Annotated in this window: 20 protein-coding genes; 1 reads left to right on the plus strand and 19 read right to left on the minus strand. The window is 50.9% G+C overall.

Annotated elements, in window-relative coordinates; translation table 11 throughout:
* Nucleotides 1-283: 283 nt before the first annotated feature.
* From ACTHPM_RS08155 to ACTHPM_RS08230, 16 genes are all read right to left on the minus strand, one after another.
* Nucleotides 284-796 (minus strand): cell wall elongation regulator TseB-like domain-containing protein, encoded by a 513-nt coding sequence (locus ACTHPM_RS08155; protein ID WP_440394682.1) that lies wholly within the window; start codon nt 794-796, stop codon nt 284-286.
* Between the two features lie 25 nt (nt 797-821).
* Nucleotides 822-2,135, minus strand: coding sequence for an amidohydrolase (locus ACTHPM_RS08160; RefSeq protein ID WP_440394683.1), 1,314 nt, complete (start codon nt 2,133-2,135; stop codon nt 822-824).
* Nucleotides 2,110-2,775, minus strand: a complete 666-nt coding sequence (locus tag ACTHPM_RS08165; RefSeq protein WP_440394684.1) for a redox-sensing transcriptional repressor Rex — start codon at nt 2,773-2,775, stop codon at nt 2,110-2,112. Before ACTHPM_RS08165 ends, ACTHPM_RS08160 begins: the two co-directional genes overlap by 26 nt.
* A gap of 74 nt (nt 2,776-2,849) precedes the next feature.
* Nucleotides 2,850-5,702 (minus strand): ATP-dependent DNA helicase DinG, encoded by a 2,853-nt coding sequence (dinG, locus tag ACTHPM_RS08170; RefSeq protein ID WP_440394685.1) that lies wholly within the window; start codon nt 5,700-5,702, stop codon nt 2,850-2,852.
* Between the two features lie 133 nt (nt 5,703-5,835).
* Complete coding sequence (locus ACTHPM_RS08175) at nt 5,836-6,465, minus strand: tetratricopeptide repeat protein (RefSeq protein WP_440394686.1); 630 nt, start codon at nt 6,463-6,465, stop codon at nt 5,836-5,838.
* A 129-nt stretch (nt 6,466-6,594) separates the two neighbouring features.
* Nucleotides 6,595-6,978 (minus strand): aspartate 1-decarboxylase, encoded by a 384-nt coding sequence (panD, locus tag ACTHPM_RS08180; RefSeq protein ID WP_440394687.1) that lies wholly within the window; start codon nt 6,976-6,978, stop codon nt 6,595-6,597.
* A 3-nt stretch (nt 6,979-6,981) separates the two neighbouring features.
* Complete coding sequence (gene panC, locus ACTHPM_RS08185) at nt 6,982-7,863, minus strand: pantoate--beta-alanine ligase (protein ID WP_440394688.1); 882 nt, start codon at nt 7,861-7,863, stop codon at nt 6,982-6,984.
* Nucleotides 7,860-8,726 (minus strand): 3-methyl-2-oxobutanoate hydroxymethyltransferase, encoded by an 867-nt coding sequence (gene panB, locus ACTHPM_RS08190; protein ID WP_440394689.1) that lies wholly within the window; start codon nt 8,724-8,726, stop codon nt 7,860-7,862. The genes panC and panB overlap by 4 nt, the downstream gene beginning before the upstream one ends.
* A gap of 406 nt (nt 8,727-9,132) precedes the next feature.
* Nucleotides 9,133-10,110: a biotin--[acetyl-CoA-carboxylase] ligase gene (locus tag ACTHPM_RS08195; protein ID WP_440394690.1), complete on the minus strand. Its 978-nt coding sequence runs from the start codon at nt 10,108-10,110 to the stop codon at nt 9,133-9,135.
* Nucleotides 10,103-11,365: a CCA tRNA nucleotidyltransferase gene (locus ACTHPM_RS08200; protein WP_440394691.1), complete on the minus strand. Its 1,263-nt coding sequence runs from the start codon at nt 11,363-11,365 to the stop codon at nt 10,103-10,105. Before ACTHPM_RS08200 ends, ACTHPM_RS08195 begins: the two co-directional genes overlap by 8 nt.
* 40 nt (nt 11,366-11,405) lie before the next feature.
* Entirely contained in the window at nt 11,406-12,569 is a 1,164-nt protein-coding gene (gene bshA, locus ACTHPM_RS08205) for an N-acetyl-alpha-D-glucosaminyl L-malate synthase BshA (RefSeq protein WP_440394692.1), read from the minus strand.
* Nucleotides 12,570-12,691: 122 nt separating this feature from the next.
* On the minus strand, nt 12,692-13,393 hold the full coding sequence (gene bshB1, locus ACTHPM_RS08210; RefSeq protein ID WP_440394693.1) for a bacillithiol biosynthesis deacetylase BshB1: 702 nt from the start codon (nt 13,391-13,393) through the stop codon (nt 12,692-12,694).
* A complete protein-coding gene (mgsA, locus tag ACTHPM_RS08215) occupies nt 13,390-13,809 on the minus strand; it encodes a methylglyoxal synthase (RefSeq protein ID WP_440394694.1) in 420 nt (139 codons plus the stop codon). The genes bshB1 and mgsA overlap by 4 nt, the downstream gene beginning before the upstream one ends.
* Nucleotides 13,810-13,833: 24 nt before the next feature.
* Complete coding sequence (gene dapB / locus ACTHPM_RS08220) at nt 13,834-14,637, minus strand: 4-hydroxy-tetrahydrodipicolinate reductase (RefSeq protein WP_440394695.1); 804 nt, start codon at nt 14,635-14,637, stop codon at nt 13,834-13,836.
* Between the two features lie 24 nt (nt 14,638-14,661).
* Complete coding sequence (locus tag ACTHPM_RS08225) at nt 14,662-15,198, minus strand: tetratricopeptide repeat protein (RefSeq protein ID WP_440394696.1); 537 nt, start codon at nt 15,196-15,198, stop codon at nt 14,662-14,664.
* 56 nt (nt 15,199-15,254) lie between these two features.
* Nucleotides 15,255-15,584 carry a nucleotide pyrophosphohydrolase gene (locus ACTHPM_RS08230; RefSeq protein WP_440394697.1) on the minus strand — a complete coding sequence of 110 codons (330 nt, stop codon included), beginning with the start codon at nt 15,582-15,584 and terminating at the stop codon, nt 15,255-15,257.
* Nucleotides 15,585-15,794: 210 nt separating this feature from the next.
* On the opposite strand from ACTHPM_RS08230, the gene ACTHPM_RS08235 reads away from it, so the two are divergent.
* Nucleotides 15,795-16,664: a YitT family protein gene (locus ACTHPM_RS08235; protein ID WP_440394698.1), complete on the plus strand. Its 870-nt coding sequence runs from the start codon at nt 15,795-15,797 to the stop codon at nt 16,662-16,664.
* 69 nt (nt 16,665-16,733) lie between these two features.
* On the opposite strand, the gene ACTHPM_RS08240 is transcribed toward ACTHPM_RS08235, so the two are convergent.
* From ACTHPM_RS08240 to ACTHPM_RS08250, 3 genes are all read right to left on the minus strand, one after another.
* A complete protein-coding gene (locus ACTHPM_RS08240; RefSeq protein WP_440421495.1) occupies nt 16,734-17,609 on the minus strand; it encodes a sporulation protein YpjB in 876 nt (291 codons plus the stop codon).
* A 54-nt stretch (nt 17,610-17,663) separates the two neighbouring features.
* Nucleotides 17,664-18,296: a DUF1405 domain-containing protein gene (locus ACTHPM_RS08245; RefSeq protein WP_440394700.1), complete on the minus strand. Its 633-nt coding sequence runs from the start codon at nt 18,294-18,296 to the stop codon at nt 17,664-17,666.
* Between the two features lie 126 nt (nt 18,297-18,422).
* A complete protein-coding gene (locus ACTHPM_RS08250) occupies nt 18,423-19,301 on the minus strand; it encodes a c-type cytochrome (protein WP_440394701.1) in 879 nt (292 codons plus the stop codon).
* Between the last annotated feature and the right edge of the window lie 5 nt (nt 19,302-19,306).

Genomic DNA, 19,306 nt, shown 5'->3' on the forward strand with positions numbered 1-19,306 from the left:
AAAACTAAATTTACTTATATCATATATCATACGAAAAATAGACAACCGCGGCAAAGGAGCTTAAGCCAGAAGCTTCTCGTCACGGTTATTCGTGCTTTTATCAATCAACAATCACTGCAGATAATTAGCAGCTCGTCATATATCTCTGAATTACAAATAAAAGTATATCACATCGTATATATTTAATCGAAGGTAAAGTGTGAAAATATTTAAAATTTTATCCTGTGCACGACAAAGAACCCCATTTTGCAATGAGGTTCTTGCCATTTTCAGGGACTAAAGCTTATCGGTTCGGCAGCGTGAACGGCCCGCCGATACTTTGTCCGTCGCTGAAACGGTAAAAGTGATAATAATAATGATCCTTCGAGCGATAAAATAACTGCCAAGCATATTCTCCGTTATACATTCCCGGAAGCACCCTCAGTTTGTCGATATCCGGTAGATCTTGTTTAACTTTCTCCTTGATTTGCTTCTCGGTCAAACCGTTCGCGAGCAGTTCTTCATGTACCGCACCTTCGCCGGACTTGACTTTGCCGCCATCCATGGTGACCCACACCATGAGAGGCCGATTATCCTTGTCCAGCCCTTCGATAGCCCAGCATACCGTGTCCCACACCGATTTCTGGGCTTCCGTAACCTTGACGAGGCTCGTCTCCTTCTTGGCTGCCAGAATGGCTGCCGTTTCCTCCGCGCGGATGTCTTGCGTTACGTATATGTAATACCGATAACCGCCAAACCCTAGCAGAAGGAGAATCACGATGCCAATGAATATCCACGTCTTTTTTTTCTTTAACATAAGCTCCCTTTCCGAGACCCCTTGGCTAGCGGGACAAGAGACCGTCGAAAGCGGACTGGGCTTCCCGGCGGATTCGTTCTTCGTCCATTGTCAGGCAGGCGCCGTTCTTCACGATCTGCTTCCCGTCAACCCAGACATGCTCAACGTCTTTGCTGCAGGCGGAGTAAATGGCATGGGATATCAGGTCTGTATGCGGAAGAAAATGCGCCTGATCAGTGTTCAGCGCGATAAAATCAGCCTTCATGCCTGGAGCGAGTGTTCCCACCTGGTTCAGGAACAGAGACTGCGCGCCATAGATCGTGCCCATTTTGAGCGCCTCTGCAGCCGGAATCGCCGTCGGATCACCGGAGACACCTTTATGAATCAACGCCGCAAGCCGCATTTCCTCGAACATATCCAGATTGTTGTTGCTTGCAGCGCCATCCGTTCCAAGAGATACCGTCACGCCTGCTTTCAGCAAGTCGGTTACGCGTGCAACGCCGCTCGCCAGCTTCAGATTGCTTCCCGGATTATGGGATACGGCAACATGGTTTGCCGCCAGGATATCAATCTCCTCATCCGTCAGATGGACGGCATGAGCGACCAAGGAAGGTCTTGAGAACATCCCCAGCTTCTCCAGGTGCGCCACGGGCCGAAGGCCGTAGTCACGCACGTTTGCCTCCACTTCCGTCAGCGTCTCGGACATGTGGGTATGCATCGGCAGATCCATGTCATGAGCTGCCTGCACGAATTTCTCGATAAAGTCCGGCGGACAGGTGTAAGGCGCATGCGGGGATATCATTGTCGTGATCCGGCCGTTTGCCTGCCCGTTCCAATCGCGGGCGAACGAAATCGCCTCGTTCAATTTGTGACGCTGAACGTCCTCGGGACACAGACCGATGACACCGCGCATCAAGGATGCGCGCATGCCCGATTCAGTGACGACTTTCGCGACCTGGTCCATGTGGTCATACATATCGAGGAACGTCGTTGTACCGCCCTTCAGCATTTCCAGCACGGATAGCGAGGTTCCCCAGTACACGTCCGAAGAAGTAAACTTGGCTTCCATTGGCCACATTTTTTGTTCCAGCCAAATTTGGAGCGCCAGGTCATCCCCATATCCGCGAAGCAGGGACATCGCAGCATGCCCGTGGGTATTGATAAGCCCCGGCATAAAGAATAAATGCGTCCCGTCTACGACCGTGACGTCGGTGTCCATCTCCGGCTTTTCCTCGCCGATATAAGTAATCAGGTCATCCTCAACGACCATCCAGCCGTGAATGACGGGCTTAGCCTCGTTTGGAACGGCGAAGCTCCCGTTCTTGATCACCCATTTATTTGTCTTCGTGTTCTCCGTCATCCGCAGAATCGTCCTTTCCATTGTCCAAATAATAAGCCAGGCTGAGCAGATCCGTCGTAAAATCCGCCGCATGAATCCGGATGCTGGCCGGCGCCTTCAGAATCGTGGGCGCAAAGTTAAGAATGGCCTCGATGCCGGCCGCAATCAATCGGTCCGCCACATTCTGCGCCTCCACGTCCGGTACGGTGATGATACCGATGCGGATGTTCTTGCCTTTGATCGTCTCGCTGATTTCGCTCATCGGCTGTACCGTCAGGGAACTGATGCGCGTTCCGATTTTTTTCGAGTTCTCGTCAAAAACCGCGACGATTTTAATGTTTTCGCGCAGGTACAGGTTATAGTTCGAGAGCGCATGCCCCAGATTACCCGCTCCGACAAGAACCGCGTTAATTTGCTGGTCAAGATTCAGGATATGGCGGATCTTCTCGATAAGATACGATACGTCGTAGCCGATGCCCTTGCGGCCAAAATCGCCGAAATAAGCCAGATCTTTACGGATCTGAGCGGGATTCAGATCAAGCTTCTGTCCCAGCTCCTGCGATGATACCGTAGCTACTTCACGTTTATTCAAATCATTCAAGTATCTTAAATACACAGGCAATCTGCGGACAACCGCTTCGGATATTTTCTCCGATTTCATGCTTGCTCCCCCTAATTAACAGCTTAAATTATATACACATATTTCCTTGCGATGATTCAAAGCTCTAAGCTTCTTCAGACTTCCTGAAGCCATTCGGATATGCGAGGAACCATCTGTTCCGTGTTCATGTGCTCCATTTTCGGCCCGGGCAGAGAATACAGGAAGTACTTTCCGTAATAGGACTCAATTACGCGCGTATCAAACACAATGACGATGCCGCGATCGCTTGCCGTACGTACAAGCCTTCCGAAGCCCTGCTTAAAACGGATCACCGCTTGCGGTACCGACAGCTTCATAAACGGATTCTTTTTCTGCCGCTGCAGAAGCTCGCTCTTGGCTTCGACCATCGGATGATTCGGCGGCTGGAAAGGCAGCCTTACGATCGCCAGGCAGGTCAGAGCTTCACCCGGAATGTCGACGCCCTCCCAGAAACTGCTCGTTCCGAGCAGGACGGAAGCGCTGCTGTCCTGGAATCTGCGTATCAGCTTCGTGCGGCTGCCGCTGTCTACGCCTTGTCCAAGCACCGTAATATCGCTGCTGGCAAGGGCGTTTTTAAGAGGCTCATGCACCTGTCTAAGCATCCGGTAGGAAGTGAAGAGCACCAGCATCCGCCCATGAGTCGCGATCGCGGCATTCGCCAATGATTGAACCAGCGTATTGACGAATACGGCATCCCCGACGCTGCCTTTCACGCTTGGAAAGTCGCGCGGGATGACCAGCAAGGCCTGATCCCGGTAATTGAACGGCGAAGGAAGCTGCACGGTAACCAGCCGCCCGCTTTCCTGATCCTCCTGCAATCCCAGGTTGTCGATCATATACTGGAACGATTTATCCACAGACAACGTAGCGGACGTCAGAATGACGCTTTTTTTCTTATCAAAGAACAGATCCTTGAGCTGCTTGCTGACGTCAACCGGAACCGCGTACATCTGGAGCGACTTGCTCCGGTAGTGGCCGCTTGCTTCCATCCAGTACACGACGGTTTCATCATTCAAATTCATGAAGGATCTCAGATCGTCACGCTCGGACGCCAGGTCCTTAAACAAACCGCTCAGGTCCGTGATCAGGCTGTCCGCGCTGTAATCGTCCTCGTCTTCCTTGTATTCCGACAGCATTTTTTCTCCTCGGCGTACGCTTTCACTGATTTTAACGTGTATTTGGTTCTCCAAGGCTTTAAGCGTATCCCACTCCTGCGGCCATTTGGAAGGTTGCAGACGCAGGACGTATTGCCCCGTGTCCCCGGGCGAGGCATCGTTACGCTCGGGAAGAAGGCTGAAGAGCGCATCGCTGAGCTTGTCCCAGTCTTCCTTTACGTCAACGAGATCCTCACTGATTCGGTCGATGGCCGCGATCCAGTCGCCTGCCCGTTCCTGTCCCGACGACTGCAGCTGCTGCCGGAGAGCCGGAAGCTGACCGTTCCGGCCGTCCTTGTACAGGCGGGTGAGCGTATGGACCACACTGAAGTATTTCATGTGCAGTCCCAAATGCTTGCCTGCAACGTCCTCCAGGTGATGGGCCTCATCGATGACGAGGCGTTCATATGCCGGAAGCAGCTGATGTCCCGCCTTCACGTCGGTGAACAGCTTGGAGTGATTGGTAATTACGACGTCTGCGATGCCTGCTTCATGCTTGGCCCGGTGATAATAACATTTGCGGAACCACGGGCATCCTCTGCCCAGGCAGGAATCGGAATCGCTGCTTACCGTTTCCCAGAAATCGCCGCCCCGTCCGCCGAGGTTGAGCTCTTCATCATCGCCGTTTTCCGTCTGCGCCAGCCACACGATCATTTGGGCTGCGGTAATCGTGTCTTCCTTGGGATTGAAAAAGTCTCTTCTGTTTATTTTATGTTCAAATTTTCTCAAACACAAATAATGTTGTCTGCCCTTAAAGACAGCCGCCTTGAAGGGAAAAGGAACCACCTGCGTCAGAAGGGGAATATCCCGCTCCCTGAGCTGTTCCTGAAGGTTGATCGTATGCGTGCTGACCATAACCTTTTGCTGCTGTTTCACACTTTGATATATGGAAGGGATCAGGTAGCCCAAAGACTTCCCCGTACCCGTACCTGCTTCAATTAATAAATGCTTGTCCTGATCCAGAGCGTTCATCACTTCGTCGAACATGATCGACTGCGGCTCCCGCTCCTCATATTGAGGCATCAAGGCCTTGAGCCTCTGCTGAATTTCATTCAGGTATTCTTCAAAACCCACACCCCTCAGCGGATTGTCATCCGATTCGTCACGCGGAGGCTGCATTTCGGTCCAATCCTCTACAGCGAGCGCCAGCTGGCGATAGAACGTATGGCTGTTCAGATCCTGAATCGGTTCTTGCTCCTTCTGCTGGCACAATCCGTCAAAAAACCATCCCAAATCACTGTCTTCATCCCCGAACAGTTCGCTAAGGCGCTGAAGCGTGATGAGTGGAAGATCGTTCAGCTCGTCGAGACACTTTAGCAGTACGTATGCGGTCGCCAAAGCATCGCTATCGGCCTGGTGCGGATGGTCATGCTTGATATCGAAATGGGCTGACACCTGGCTGAGTTGATAGGAGGTCAAAGAAGGAAAACATATTTTAAGAAAATCCAAGGTGTCCAGAATCCGGCCCGAAAATGGCAAATATCCGCTTCGATCAAGCGCATTTTGCAAAAAGTTAAAGTCGAAAGCGACATTATGCCCCACGAGTACAACATCATCCAGCATCGGAACGAGTTCCATCAACATTTCCTCAAGTGATGGAGCATTTGCCACATCCTCTTCCGTGATGCCGGTTAATTGGGTTATAAAAGGCGGTATCTCGACTCCGGGTCTGACGTAGGAGCCGTACACGCGGGAAATCGTCAAATCTTCTTCTATGATGGCAAGTCCAACTTGAATAATTTCATCGGCGGACTGGTTGCCTGTCGTCTCAAAATCCAGTACGGCAAATTTCATGATTTCTTATAGATCCTTTCATTCCAGTCTCATTACCAGCATAACAGAAGATTTCACATTTGAAAATTAATTGACAGCAAAAAGGCGATGCCCAAGGCGCATTTGCGCTTGATGCATCGTCCCTTTGCATGCTTTACATTAAGGAAATCAACTGGCTGCCATATTGTAGCTGACCGCGGTTTTGCTGGCAAACCTTCAAATTTACCAAAGGGTCAGGAAGCGTGGGATCACATTGAAGCGAGAGCGTAAAAAACTCCTGGGCCCTGCCAGCGTTTCCATGCTTCACTGCGATGCATCCCAATGCATTGTAGATCATGGCTTTCAGCTTCTGGCTCGTGGCCAGCGGCAGAATCCAATGAAAATGCTTGTGCGCTTCCTCGGTTTCTTCCAGGTACAAATGCGCCATAGCCAGATACATCCGGGCCAGAAGACTGTCCGGAAATTGACGGATAACCTGGGAAAATTGCTGGGCGGCCTGGCGGTACATCATTAACCGGAAATAACCTTGTCCCTGCACGAATGCGTTTAATTCCATTTCAGGTGTCTGCTTCGAGAATAGACCGGCCGGCGCTTCCGTATGCTGGCGAAACTCCCCCATCTTTTCCTCAAAAGACAGCCACTCGTCAATGATTCCATCACTCATCGTTTTAAGCATATTCCACTTTTGTATCAGCTGATGCTTTTGGGCCTCCTGCGCTGCCGGGTAATGTTTGATGATTTCATCTAACATGTGGTTCATTTCCGCGAATACATGCTGGATCATGGCTGCATCCCACCCTTAACAAAAATGAAATCAGTGCGGTCACCTGCATTCATTTTTTGTTGATACAGCCTTTTTCATTCCCCGACCGGCCTGGCATTCCTTGTCTTCGCTAGATCAAAGCATTCCGGGTTAAATAATGGTGGCGTGTACTTCTTTATTCGCCGTCGTTTGCGGCTGGTTGGACTCGTTGACGAACACGACCGTAGGTTTATGCGTCTTGATCTCCTCATTCGACATCATCGCATAAGAAATAATAATGACGGTATCTCCGGGCTGGACCATGCGTGCGGCAGCTCCGTTCAGACAAATCACGCCGCTGCCGCGTGGACCGGGAATAACGTAGGTTTCCAGGCGCGCGCCATTGTTATTGTCAACGATTTGTACTTTTTCGTTCTCGAGAAGGTCTGCAGCTTCCATCAAATCCTCATCGATGGTAATGCTGCCCACATAATTCAAATTGGCTTCCGTTACGGTAGCGCGGTGTATTTTGGATTTCATCATTGTTCTGAACATGTATTATTCTCCCTTCGGACTTAACAAACAATTATCGATCAGCCTCGTTTTGCCGAATTTCACGGCAAGGGCCATCAAGACAGGGCTTTCCTGCTGCGCGATGCCTTCGTCCTCTGACAGCGGGGCAAGATCAGGGAACGTGGCGACTTCTACATAGTCAACCACGGCAATATCCGACTCGCTGATCATTTGGACCAAAAGTTCCCTTGCTTCACCAGCAGTCCGAATCCGTCCTTTCTCAACCGCATCCTTCGCTTCGCGGAGTGACCTGGATAGTACGAGCGCTTGCACGCGTTCCTCCTTGCTTAGGTACACATTGCGCGAGCTGAGGGCCAGACCATCGTTCTCGCGAATGATGGGACAGGGAACGATCTTGACGTTCATGTTCAGGTCGAACACCATCTGTTCAATCACAGCTACCTGCTGCGCATCTTTCATGCCGAAAAAAGCAAAGTCAGGCTGCACGATGTTAAACAGCTTGCTGACAACGGTCGTCACCCCGTCGAAATGACCAGGACGCGAAGCCCCGCACAGTCCCGAGGTCACGTCTGCAACGGTTATTTTCGTTTTGGTCGGCTTGGGGTACATGGTTTCCACGGAAGGCAGGAATACAATATCTGCCCCGGCCTCTTCCGCTTTGGCTAAATCCAGCTGCTCATCCCGTGGGTAGGTTTCGAAATCCTCGCCCGGTCCAAATTGAATCGGATTGACAAAGATGCTCACTACGACCACGTCCGACTTTTCCTTCGCCGCCCGGATTAAGCTGGCATGGCCCTGATGCAGATATCCCATGGTCGGTACCAAGCCGACCGTCTTTATATTGGAAGAAGCTTTAAGCTCCTGAATATGTCCTTTGAGTTCTTGAATGGTTCTTATGGCTTTCATGCGTTGTTCACCTTTTCCCGGCCGCGGCCGTATAAGTTCTCCACGACTTGATCCTCCGCCGTAAATACATGGCTCTCATCCGGGAAAGAACGCTCCTTCACTTCTTTCACGTATTGTTCAAGCCCTTCCCGGATCAAGGTTCCGGCATCGCCGAACGTCTTCACAAATTTTTTGGCCCGGTACGGGGAAGCATATTGGAAGATGTCGTGGAACACAAGCACCTGACCATCGACTTTGCGGCCTGCACCGATCCCGATGGTTGGTATGGATAACCGGGAAGTAATATATTCGGCTACCTGCTCGGTTACCAGCTCGAGTACAATGCCGAACGCTCCGGCCTTCTCCAAGGCGAGGGCATCCTCCAGCAAACGCTGCGCGTCTTTTTCGTCCTTGCCTTGAATCCGGTAGCCGCCGATCTGATTCACCGACTGCGGCGTAAGACCGATATGACCCAGTACGGGAACTCCCGCGGATACGATGGTCTCTACCGCTGCGCAGATTTCCTTGCCGCCTTCCATTTTGACCGCTTGCGCCTGCCCTTCCGACATCAATCTGCGGACGCTGCGCAGGGTCTCGTCGATGCTTCCGTGATAGGTCATGAAGGGCATATCGGCGACAACAAACGTGTTTCCTGCGCCGCGAACAACGGAACGCGTATGGTATACCATATCGTCAATCGTCACCGGAAGCGTGGAGTCATAGCCCAGCACAACGTTCCCCAGCGAATCTCCTACAAGGATCATGTCAACGCCAGCTTCCTCGGCAAGTCGCGCCGTAGGGAAATCATAGGCGGTCACCATGCTGAGCGCGGTGCCTTCCTGTTTCATTTTCTTCATCTTAACGATGTTTAACTTCACTGCCATGGTTTTGCAGCCCCTTCCATTTCGGATGATTTTGCATTAGAAAAACAAAAAAACCTTTTAGCTTGTCACTAAAAAGTTCCGAAAGGGCAAAAAAGACTCACTTGCGTTTCGTCCCTTCTGTCTCGGTCCCTTCGGCTCAGAGCAGAATCCAACGTACTGCATGTCGTACACTATGGATGATTATGACTTGCACAGGCAGAGTGCAGTTCGGTTCATACCGATACCGCCTCTACATGTCAGTATACCAAAAACATCTATCGAAGTACATCCTGAAGTCAGACCGCTTTTTTCGGTAGTTTTTGGTGCGATATAAGGATGCTCGCCCATAACGCGATTTCAAACTTATATCTAACCAAAAACATCTATCGAAGTACATCCTGAAGTCAGACCGCTTTTTTCGGTAGTCTCACCTCTTCATTTCGACATCACCCGAAAAAATCGGGATATGCTGTCCGTCTTCTGTTGCGACTAGCAGCGCGCCGCTCGGATCCAGCTTCTCCGCTACGCCTTGAACCGGCCCCTTCGCCGTATTGACGGTAACGGGTTTGCCCAGCGTAACGGACAAAGCTTCCCACAGCGTAGCGATCGGCCCAAAGCCTTCCTGCTGATACAAAGCATACAACTTTTCGAATTCCTCCAAAACAGCAGCGATAAGTGCGGTGCGATCCACTGGTTCTCCGGATTCAATCTTAAGCGAAGTCGCTACGCCGGTAAGTTCTTCCGGATAATCCTCCCGGTCCAGGTTTACGCTGATCCCGATCCCGGCAATGCAATATCGCACGTGTTCATCCTCTACCGCAGATTCCAGCAGAATGCCGCTGATCTTGCGTCCGCCCGCCAACAGGTCATTCGGCCATTTAAGACCAGCCATGACGCCGCTGACTCGGCGTACGGCACGGCACACGGCCACACCTGTCATCAGGGTCAGCTGCGGCATGTAATGCATCGGCTGCTTAGGTCTGAGCACCAGGCTCATCCATACGCCTTTGCCTTTAGGCGAGAACCATTTGCGGCCCATTCTCCCTTTGCCGCCGGTTTGCTCCTCCGCGATGACAATCGTACCCTCTGCAGCCCCTTCTTCCGCAAGGCGTCTGGCTTCTTCCTGCGTCGAAACGGTGGACTCCAACACTTTCACTTTCTTACCCATCGTTTGCGTCTTCATTGCTTTGACAAGAGACAGCATATCCAGCCGCTCCGGCTTGCGGAGGATTCTGTAGCCTTTATGGGGCACGGCTTCGAATTCGTACCCCGCTTCACGCAATTTATTGATCTGCTTCCAGACGGCCGTCCGGCTGACGGATAGCCTGCGGCTGATCTCCTCCCCGGATACAAATTCCTGCGGATTCTCGAGCAGCAAGTCCAAAAGCGTTTCCTTCTCACTCATTTGTGGATATCACCCGTTTCACTTCATCGATTAAGATCTCTTTATCGTTCGGCAAGCTCTGCGCAGCCACCCTCAAGAGCAGCTCGCCCAGGATTTCGCCAATCCATGGCCCGCCTTTACGCCCCGTCAGTCCCAGAAGATCCCTACCTGTAACTGATAAATCCGCTATATGATAAATACCCATTTGAAGGGTCCATGCTCTTGCATTTGCCAACACCTCACGCGGATAAGCATCCGGGCGCTGCACGGCAATCCGGCTGGCCATATGCAGCCACTGCCCGGCGGCCTCTGGTCCGAACCGGAGCACGGTTTTAACCCACTGCTCTCGATACGGACTCCTCCCGTCCATCGCTTGCACAGCTTCGCCAACGCTCAATATGCCCGCGATCTCTTCCCGCTCGGCATTGGGAAACGTCCAGTCCCTCAGGTAGCCATGAGCAGCTTCAGCTTTCACGCCGCAAGCATAGAGCAGCAGCGCCCAGCGAATGCCATGATGATCGGGCGGAATTTCATCGATCTCCGAAATCAGACCCTCTTCAGGTTCATATGTAAAAGGGACTCTTGCATGCCTGAGCAGCCCGCTCCGATGAAGCAGCCCTAGTCCCCGGGAAGGCATCTTGCCCTCCATCAGCTTCTCAAGCTCCACCCGGAATCTTTCCAAGGCCACATAACGGATGCTTTCACTCTCTTCCAGCAGCCCTCTCCAGGTCCGGTAAGCAATCCTGAACTCGAATACCGAAGCAAAACGAATGCAGCGCACCATGCGCAGCGCATCCTCCTGAAAACGGGTTCTCGCATTCCCGACGCAGCGCACAAGCCCTTTTCCGATATCCTCTGTACCGCCATAAGGGTCAACCATCGTGCCATCAAAAGCCCTTGCAATAGCATTCATCGTAAAATCCCTGCGCCGGAGATCCTCCTTCAAATCGCTCACGAATGCAACCTCGGCGGGACGGCGGTGATTTTCATAGGCGCCTTCGACACGGTAAGTAGTGACTTCAAACGCATAAGAGCCGTTAAGCACCGTAACCGTTCCGTGCTTGATGCCCGTAGGCACCGTCCGTTCAAATATAGACTCCACCTCTTCTGGCAATGCAGAGGTCGTTATATCCATGTCGTGTACCGGTCTTCCCATAAGCTCATCTCTCACACAGCCGCCTACCCAGTAGGCTTCATGGCCATGCTCGAGCAGCTTGGAAATGACCTGCATGCTGTGGTAAGCCATTTCTGTTTCCGCCTGTTTCCAACGTACCAATTTAAACAACCTCCTGCCTACAGCTTCATACCGTTTCGAATCAGCCGCAAACCGGATTCAGCTTCGGAACTTCCCGCCCCAATACGCGATAGTATATTTGCTCATATTGCTGCGTAATCAGTCCGTCTGCAAAATCGTGGCACGCCCGCTTCAGGCACGCTTCGCGGAATTTGGCCGCGAGCGATTCGTTCGAGAGCAGTTGAACCGTGTAATCCGCCATACGTTTCGTGTCCCCGATCGGAGCCAGGAATCCGGTTTCTCCGTGTACGACAAGCTCAGGAATGCCGCCAGCCGTCGATCCGACAGTCGGTACTCCGCATGCCATGGCTTCAAGCGCTACGAGTCCGAAGCTTTCCTTCTCGGAAGGAAGCAAGAGCACGTCTGCAAGGGAGATGACCTGGGCAATCTCATCCTGTTTGCCAAGGAAGAAGACTTTGTCCTGAAGGCCCAGCTCTTGAATTTTGCACTGCACTTTTGGTAAATCAGGTCCTTCTCCGACAAACAGCAACTTTGAAGGTACCTTTTCGTTGACCCTTGCAAATACATCCACCACATCGGCTACGCGTTTGACCGGCCGGAAGTTCGAAATATGCATTAATATCTTCTCATCCGGCCCCGCGAAGTCGCCGCGAAGCGAGGTGGTATCCCTCGGATAGTAAATACGCTTATCCACGAAGTTATAGGTCAGATCAATATCTCTGCTAATATCCAGCACATCCCGGGTTTCCTGAATCAAATCACGGGATACAGCGGTGACTGCATCGCTTTCATTAATGGCCAGGCGAATCAGGTCTTTTAAAGATTCATCCTGCGCAAGCACCGTAATATCCGTACCATGAAGCGTCGTAACGACCTTTAGCTTGTCCCCGACCATTTGTTTGGCCAAAAACGCGCAGACTGCATGCGGCACCGCATAATGGACATGCAAGATGTCGAGCTGCTGCATTTTGGCCACCTGGGCCATTTTCGTTGCCAATGACATATCGTATGGAGGATAACGGAATACGTAGTAGTCGCTGACCTCCACCTCATGATAAAAAATATTTTTGTGGAAGGTTCCTCCCAAACGAAAAGGAATGCTGTGTGCGATAAAATGGACTTGATGCCCTTTCTCTGCCAGCAGCTTTCCAAGCTCGGTCGCCACGACACCGGAACCTCCCAGTGACGGATAGCATGTAATGCCGATTTTTAATGATTGGCTCAATTTAACCTTCCTCCATCCACCAAGCGGTATCTTATTTATATATATTGTTCCCAAGTAATAAATAGCCAGAACGGATCTTCGGGTAACCGCCCAAAGATCTGCCCTGACTTTTTCACGGAATCCTACAAGAATTGATCCACAAGGAAAGGCGAACGCGATGCAAAGCCCTCCGCGTACGGTACCAGTCTTCGCTGGCCAGTCAGCTTGTCCCGGGACCGTACCCGTTCGATATACCCTTGATTCAGAGGAGTCGAAACGGCATCCTCACCGTTCAGCGAGCTTTCGAATTGGGAACGGTAGCATAACAACGCCTGCTCCTTCGTTTCCTGCTGGTCAGTAATATCCACCATCAGGTCCGCTCTGCCCATATCATTTATAAAATAAAAATACAGCTGTTCCACAAGCACGGCAGGCTTGTCCGGCATATAGCGTCGAAGCTTTGCATTAAATACCGCATCCTCAACCAGCTTGCTGCATGCCACATGATCGGGATGCCGGTCTTCCCAATATGGAGCGAATACGATCCGAGGAGCATGGCGGCGAATTTCTGCCGTGATGGCTTCGATATGCTCCGGCGTAAGGTACAATCCGCGATCCGGAAGCCCCAGATTGCTTCGCATCGAGAGCCCAAGGACGCCCGCGGCCGCTTCCGCTTCCCGTTTGCGGCGGTCCACCGTGCCGTTCGAAGACATTTCTGCGTATGTTAAGTCGCAAATTCCTACGCGATAGCCTGCTTTCACATGTTTGATGATCGTACCGCCCATCCCGATTTCAGCATCATCCGCATGGGCTCCAAACACCAAAATGTCCAGTGCTTCGCTCATAGTTCCGTACCCGGCTTGTATTTATGCACCAGCTCCCGCCAAGCAAAGTCTCCGCGGTCCAGGGCTTTCACCAGAATTTCGGCCGTCGCGATATTCGTCCCGAGCGGAATGCCCTGCACGTCGCACAAACGCAAAAGTGCATTGATATCCGGCTCATGCGGCTGAGCCATCAACGGGTCGCGAAGGAAAATAATGAGATCCATTTCGTTCTGGGCAACAAGCGCTCCGATCTGCTGATCTCCGCCAAGCGGACCCGACATAAACCGGTGAATTTTCAAATCCGTGTTTTCCATGATCCGTTTTCCCGTCGTCCCGGTGGAGTACAGCTCATGTCCAAAAAATACCTTTTCATATGCCATCACAAAATTGACCATCTCGTCTTTTTTGCGGTCATGCGCGATAAATGCGATTTTCATTGTATGTCCCACTCCTTTAGAAGCTTACTCTATAAAGTGATCGAATCCGTAGATCATGCCTGTATAGCCCATCACCTTTTCGATGGCCATTTTCACGCCTGGCATGTATCCGGCGCGCTCATAAGAATCATGCCTGATTTTCAAAGTTTGGCCGAAACCTCCGAAAATAACCTCCTGCTGAGCAAACACGCCTGGAAGACGGACGCTGTGTATCCGGAATCCATTGTAATACCCTCCGCGGGCACCATCAATAGTCTCTTCTTCTTTGGGGTTTCCTTGACGGATCTCCTCGCGGTTCTGGGCAATCATCTCGGCAGTCTTGATCGCCGTTCCGGACGGAGCATCCAGCTTCTGATCCCCGTGGAATTCCATGATCTCCAGATGCGGAAAATATTTGGCTGCCTGAGCCGCAAATTTCATCATGAGAATGGCTCCGATGGAAAAGTTCGGCGCGATCAGTCCGCCGATTTCCTTGCTCTGGCACAGCTTGTCCAACTCTTCGATTTGTTCAGGAGTGAATCCGGTAGTGCCCACAACAGGCCGAACCCCGTGAGAAACCGCGAGTCGCGTGTTCGGATATGCGAATTGCGGCATGGTGAAATCAACCAGGACATCCGGCTTCGTTTCCACTAAAGCAAGCTCCAGATCGCTTGTCACCTTGATTCCACAGGCGGGTAAGCCCACAAGCGTTCCTGCATCGGTCCCTTCCTGGGAGCGGTTCACAGCTGCAACCAGCTGTAGATCCGCATCCTCCAGGACAAGCTTGACGACCTCTTTACCCATTCTTCCGGCTGCACCGGCTACTGCAACTTTAATCTGATTAGACATCCGCTTCTCCCCGCTTTCCTAGTGCTATGTGTATTCATCATGCAAATATGTGCTGAGCCGATTCTTGAGCTGATCGAGCATATCATGCAATCCATGATCATTCGGCTGAAGCGCAATGACCTCTTTTAATGAGGCGATGGCCAGCGCATGCTCGTTCAACCCGCTGTAAGTAAGCGCAAGCCAAATGTACGCCTCTCCATAAAGCGGATCGAGCCGCACGGCTTCCTTCAGCATGGACACGACCTGGTATAATTCACTCGCAGGGGCAATCTCACCTGTATCAATGATTTTTTTGGCATCCTGAACCAACCGCATGGATTGCACATGCTGCAGATTAAGCAAATATTCGGATTTCTCCGGGTCCAGCTCGCATGCTTTTTGCGCATGTTCAAGCGCTTTATCCAACCGGCTGCTGCGCGCATAGGTGACTGAACAACGGTAATGAATTTCTGCGGATTCCGGATTTTCCGTGACAGCCGCTTCAAACCACTGCAGCGCCCCTTCGAAGTCATTCTGCAAAATGCAGTGATAGGCGTTCCGGACGTATTGTTCGGACTTCATTCTGCTGTACTCCCCCCTGTTATTACGGGCTATTGTACAGCATATGTATGACATGCTTATTCGGTGTCCTTTTTGGTCCACCGATTCGCGTCACGGGTATTAAATTTGTGCATCACCTTGTCATGCGCCTGAGCCAAGTCAATGCCCAAAGAATTGGCGAAACAGATCGTAATGAATAGGATATCCCCCAGCTCAAGCTCGATGGAGTTTTCCTCTTCCGTCGCCTTTTTCGGTTTTTCGCCGAAGCTGTGGTTTACCTCCCGCGCCAACTCGCCAACCTCCTCCGACATGCGTGCAAGCATGGACAGAGGACTGAAATAGCCTTCTTTGAACTGGGAGATGTATCGGTCAACTTCCCTCTGCATCTCTGCCATAGATTTCTCCATTTTGATGACCCGTCCCCCTTTCAGGCTTCACTCGAAGCCAAGCATGATTTCATTTGTAACTACATCCGGTTCATCCGGGTATAGTTTACTCCATATGTTATCGCAAAGGAGAATTGAAAACAAATCTTTTTTAAATCCTTAAGGAAAAAGGTATACTATGTATGGAGCGAAGAACAAATTCTTCCTACTTTTGACCATGCGAGGGGTTTCATGAGTTCATCTAAATGGTTCTTACCTTTGAAAATGATTGTGCCGATTATTCTCGGAGCGGCGATTTATGCATTTGGACTGCTTTATTTTATTATTCCCAATCAGCTGATGGAAGGCGGCGTGACGGGTGTAACCGTGCTTCTGAATTATGCTTTTTCTATTCCAACAGCGCTTTCGACCCTGCTGCTGAATATTCCTCTCTTCTTGATCGGTTGGAGAATCCTTGGCGGAAAGCAAATGGTATACACGGGCGTCGGCATCGCATCGCTTACCTTTTTTCTATGGCTGTTCGAAAAATTGATCAATCACGGCTGGATCACTCCTTTCCAAACGGAGCGAGATTACATACTCGCCGCGCTGTACGCCGGTGTAACGCTGGGCGCGGGGCTCGGTGTTGTATTTCGTTTCGGGGGCACAACCGGCGGCTCGGACATCATCGCAAGGATTTGCAACCGAAAATTCGGCTGGAGCATGGGACAAGTGATTTTGGGTATCGATATCATTATTATCGGCGCCTCCCTGTTCTTTATCCCGAGAGAAAGAATTCTTTATACCTTCGTGGCCGTTTTCATTTCCTCCAAGGTGATTGACTTTATCCAGGAAGGAGCTTATGCGGCAAAAGCCTTCACGATTATAAGTGACCACGCGCCGGAAATCGCCGATCTGATTACGGTGGAGATGGAACGAGGCGTTACGCTCATCCCCGCGATCGGCGCTTATTCGAAACAGGCCAAGCATATGGCGTATTGCGTCGTCGCCAGGCATGAAATCCGGCGATTGAACGAAATCGTCAAATCGATCGACCCCCGCGCCTTCGTCATCATTAATGATGTTCATGACGTCCTGGGAGAAGGTTTTAAAGAGACCTAGACAAGTAAAAGAAAGCTCCCTGAACCCTGTGGTTCAGCGGAGCTTTCTTCATTAAAGAGAAGCATCAGGTCAACCCTTCCATTTTGGCGCCACTTTCTTATAACCGTCCTGTTCACCGCGATATTTGCGGTATGCCGTATAAGCCAGCATGATGACAATAAATGCCCCAGCCCAGAGCACCCAAGGCCATGTTCCGTCCACCTGATCCAGCGGCGCCATTGCCGGGTAATCCTTCTTCTTTCCGAAAAGGCCATTGAACATCTCTTCTCCTTGCCCAATCATACTCTGGATTTGAGCGGATTGTGGTGACACCGCGTTCACCAGCCCTCCTGCATAAGAAAGCCATGAATCGATCATCGTCACATCTGCAGGCTTGCGCTGGATAATGACAGCAGGTCGAATGACTTCATAATGATCCTGCAGACGCTCGTATGCCTGCTTGACGCCTAGAGGACTTCCTTTTTGGGTCTCGGCCTTCATCAGGCTCAGTTCTTCGCGAATCAGCTTGTGATATTGAAGCCACAAAGGCTGCTTCGTATTGTACAGGCTGTCCGCCGCCATTCGTAGCTTGGCCGAGGCGGTCAACCAATCTTCGGGATCCAGCTGTACCCTGGCTACGGCTTCCTTCATCTCAATGATGGTTTCCGATAACGCATGAATGCCTTCAACGGTCGTCAGCTTTTGCAGCTCGGCGTTCTCGAATAGCGAATTAACCTCCACCAGATCCTTCTGCACGAGATTCGTATTGCCTTCAAGGACATGCTGGTAGAGCCTGTCGACAGTTTGGCTGAGGGCTTGCGCCTGCTTTAGGGCATCACCCTGCTGGATTGATCCCTGATTATCGTTCATGGCATGCGTTTGAGCAGGCGACAAAATCAAGCCTATCAAGAACAGCCCTATCCAAAGCCGCGCATAACGTTGGAATAACATTCTACCCCCGTACATGGGACATCCCTCCTACCGTAAAATGTATGGCAGAAGGGATGGTTATAGAACAAGCTATAAGGTTTTGCACTTCGCAAGCTTCAGGAACAGATAGGCCAATAATACGCTGAATAATGTCAGTCCTAACGTAAAATTTTGCACTGCGTACAGATCGTCCCTTAATACGTCAGGAAGCCATGGGAAGACCCCATATGTATAATCCACAATATCATTGAGAAACGTCCAAGCAGCAGCCGGTATCAGCATAACAGCCCCAAACCGGAAGAACCGAACGAACAGGAGCGCTTCAACCGCCATCGCAAGGTGTGATGCCACCAGCATCCAATCCTGCCAGACCAAATGATCACCCTGCGCCGCTCCGGCAAAAATAATGCTTACCGCCCAAATTCCGTATTTCACGGAAGTCACGACGGCGAGCGACTCCATCAGATAGCTGAATCCCTTCAAAAACGGCGACTTGGGAGGATATAACAGGAAAAGAATGCCGATCGTGAAAAACAAACTGGCCGTAGGGCTGTCCGGGACGAAGATGACCTGCCATATGGCATGCTGCGAAACCGTGTATTCCATCTGTTGTCCGTACCACATATATCCATATACGGTACCTACCAGGTTGCACCAAAACAGGAGCCATAACATCAACCGGCTCGTCCAAAAAGCACGGCTCCAGAAAAAAGAAATGGACACGCTTGTCCCTCCTAAAAAAGAGCTGAGAAACTACGCCAACGGTTCGGCGTCAAAGCATTAAATGGTCTCGAATTTCCAAAAAAACCTGATCGAGAAAGCGATCAGGTTTTTGGTAAGTATAATGGCTTACTTTGCTTCAGCCTTTTGTTTCGAAAGCCAATCTGCCAAATTATCAATGTCCTTATCGGTCAAGCCGGCGGCAATTGCACTATCATACATCGCAGGCATTTTACCGTTATAGCCTTCTTTGATAATTTTCAGAATGTCGTCTTTATTATGTTTGTCACCGACTCCGCGCAGCGACGGTCCGCTTGCACCTTTTAAATCGGCAGCGTGGCAGGAAAGGCAGCCCGCTTTTTTGAAGGATTCCATTGCAGGATTTTCTTTATCGACGATCGCGATTTCCTTTTGCTGGTTGCCGCTTGTCGTTGGAAGACCCTTAGCTCTGTTCTCAGCAGCCTTTTCTTCCCGTTGAATATTCTCGGGAACCTGACCGGATTCAGCCATTTCCACTTTATAATGATGCCATGCACTGTTCGTCAAGTACACGACAGCGATCAAAGAAAGAATCATCAACGATGAAGCAATCGGTCTGCGGTAGAACCGGCGTTCTTTACCCGTATCAAGGAACGGTGCGAGAAGCAGGGAGCCGAAAGCCACGCCGCTTACGCCAATCGTACCCAGCACGATATAATCCCCGGATGCGTATGGAAGCTTCAAGTATTGATAAAGGAACAAGAAGTACCAGTCCGGCATCGGAATGATCGAAGCACTCGGATTAGCCGGGAACCAGAGCGGAGCAGGCTCAGCAATGGTTAGCACCAGGAAACCGACGAGCACGACGACACCAACCATCCATTCTTTCAAAAGAAAGTTAGGGATGAACGCTTCCGATTTACCGGGAAACGCAGTGTAGTCCGGAGGAGTAATGAATCCGCCCCCTCTTTTAACACGGGAATCGCCTACATAAACAACTTTTTCTTTTGAATCTTTTCCATGTGCCATCGATA

Source organism: Paenibacillus sp. SAFN-054, assembly GCF_051966755.1.
Classification (GTDB): Bacteria; Bacillota; Bacilli; order Paenibacillales; family Paenibacillaceae; genus Paenibacillus_AQ.

Coding starts and splice junctions, on each gene's coding strand:
- ACTHPM_RS08155 (WP_440394682.1), bottom strand. CDS start 796: ATGTTAAAGAAAAAAAAGACGTGGATATTCATTGGCATCGTGATTCTC.
- ACTHPM_RS08160 (WP_440394683.1), bottom strand. CDS start 2,135: ATGACGGAGAACACGAAGACAAATAAATGGGTGATCAAGAACGGGAGC.
- ACTHPM_RS08165 (WP_440394684.1), bottom strand. CDS start 2,775: ATGAAATCGGAGAAAATATCCGAAGCGGTTGTCCGCAGATTGCCTGTG.
- dinG (WP_440394685.1), bottom strand. CDS start 5,702: ATGAAATTTGCCGTACTGGATTTTGAGACGACAGGCAACCAGTCCGCC.
- ACTHPM_RS08175 (WP_440394686.1), bottom strand. CDS start 6,465: ATGATCCAGCATGTATTCGCGGAAATGAACCACATGTTAGATGAAATC.
- panD (WP_440394687.1), bottom strand. CDS start 6,978: ATGTTCAGAACAATGATGAAATCCAAAATACACCGCGCTACCGTAACG.
- panC (WP_440394688.1), bottom strand. CDS start 7,863: ATGAAAGCCATAAGAACCATTCAAGAACTCAAAGGACATATTCAGGAG.
- panB (WP_440394689.1), bottom strand. CDS start 8,726: ATGGCAGTGAAGTTAAACATCGTTAAGATGAAGAAAATGAAACAGGAA.
- ACTHPM_RS08195 (WP_440394690.1), bottom strand. CDS start 10,110: ATGAGTGAGAAGGAAACGCTTTTGGACTTGCTGCTCGAGAATCCGCAG.
- bshB1 (WP_440394693.1), bottom strand. CDS start 13,393: ATGAGCGAAGCACTGGACATTTTGGTGTTTGGAGCCCATGCGGATGAT.
- mgsA (WP_440394694.1), bottom strand. CDS start 13,809: ATGAAAATCGCATTTATCGCGCATGACCGCAAAAAAGACGAGATGGTC.
- dapB (WP_440394695.1), bottom strand. CDS start 14,637: ATGTCTAATCAGATTAAAGTTGCAGTAGCCGGTGCAGCCGGAAGAATG.
- ACTHPM_RS08225 (WP_440394696.1), bottom strand. CDS start 15,198: ATGAAGTCCGAACAATACGTCCGGAACGCCTATCACTGCATTTTGCAG.
- ACTHPM_RS08230 (WP_440394697.1), bottom strand. CDS start 15,584: ATGGAGAAATCTATGGCAGAGATGCAGAGGGAAGTTGACCGATACATC.
- ACTHPM_RS08235 (WP_440394698.1), top strand. CDS start 15,795: ATGAGTTCATCTAAATGGTTCTTACCTTTGAAAATGATTGTGCCGATT.
- ACTHPM_RS08240 (WP_440421495.1), bottom strand. CDS start 17,609: ATGTACGGGGGTAGAATGTTATTCCAACGTTATGCGCGGCTTTGGATA.
- ACTHPM_RS08250 (WP_440394701.1), bottom strand. CDS start 19,301: ATGGCACATGGAAAAGATTCAAAAGAAAAAGTTGTTTATGTAGGCGAT.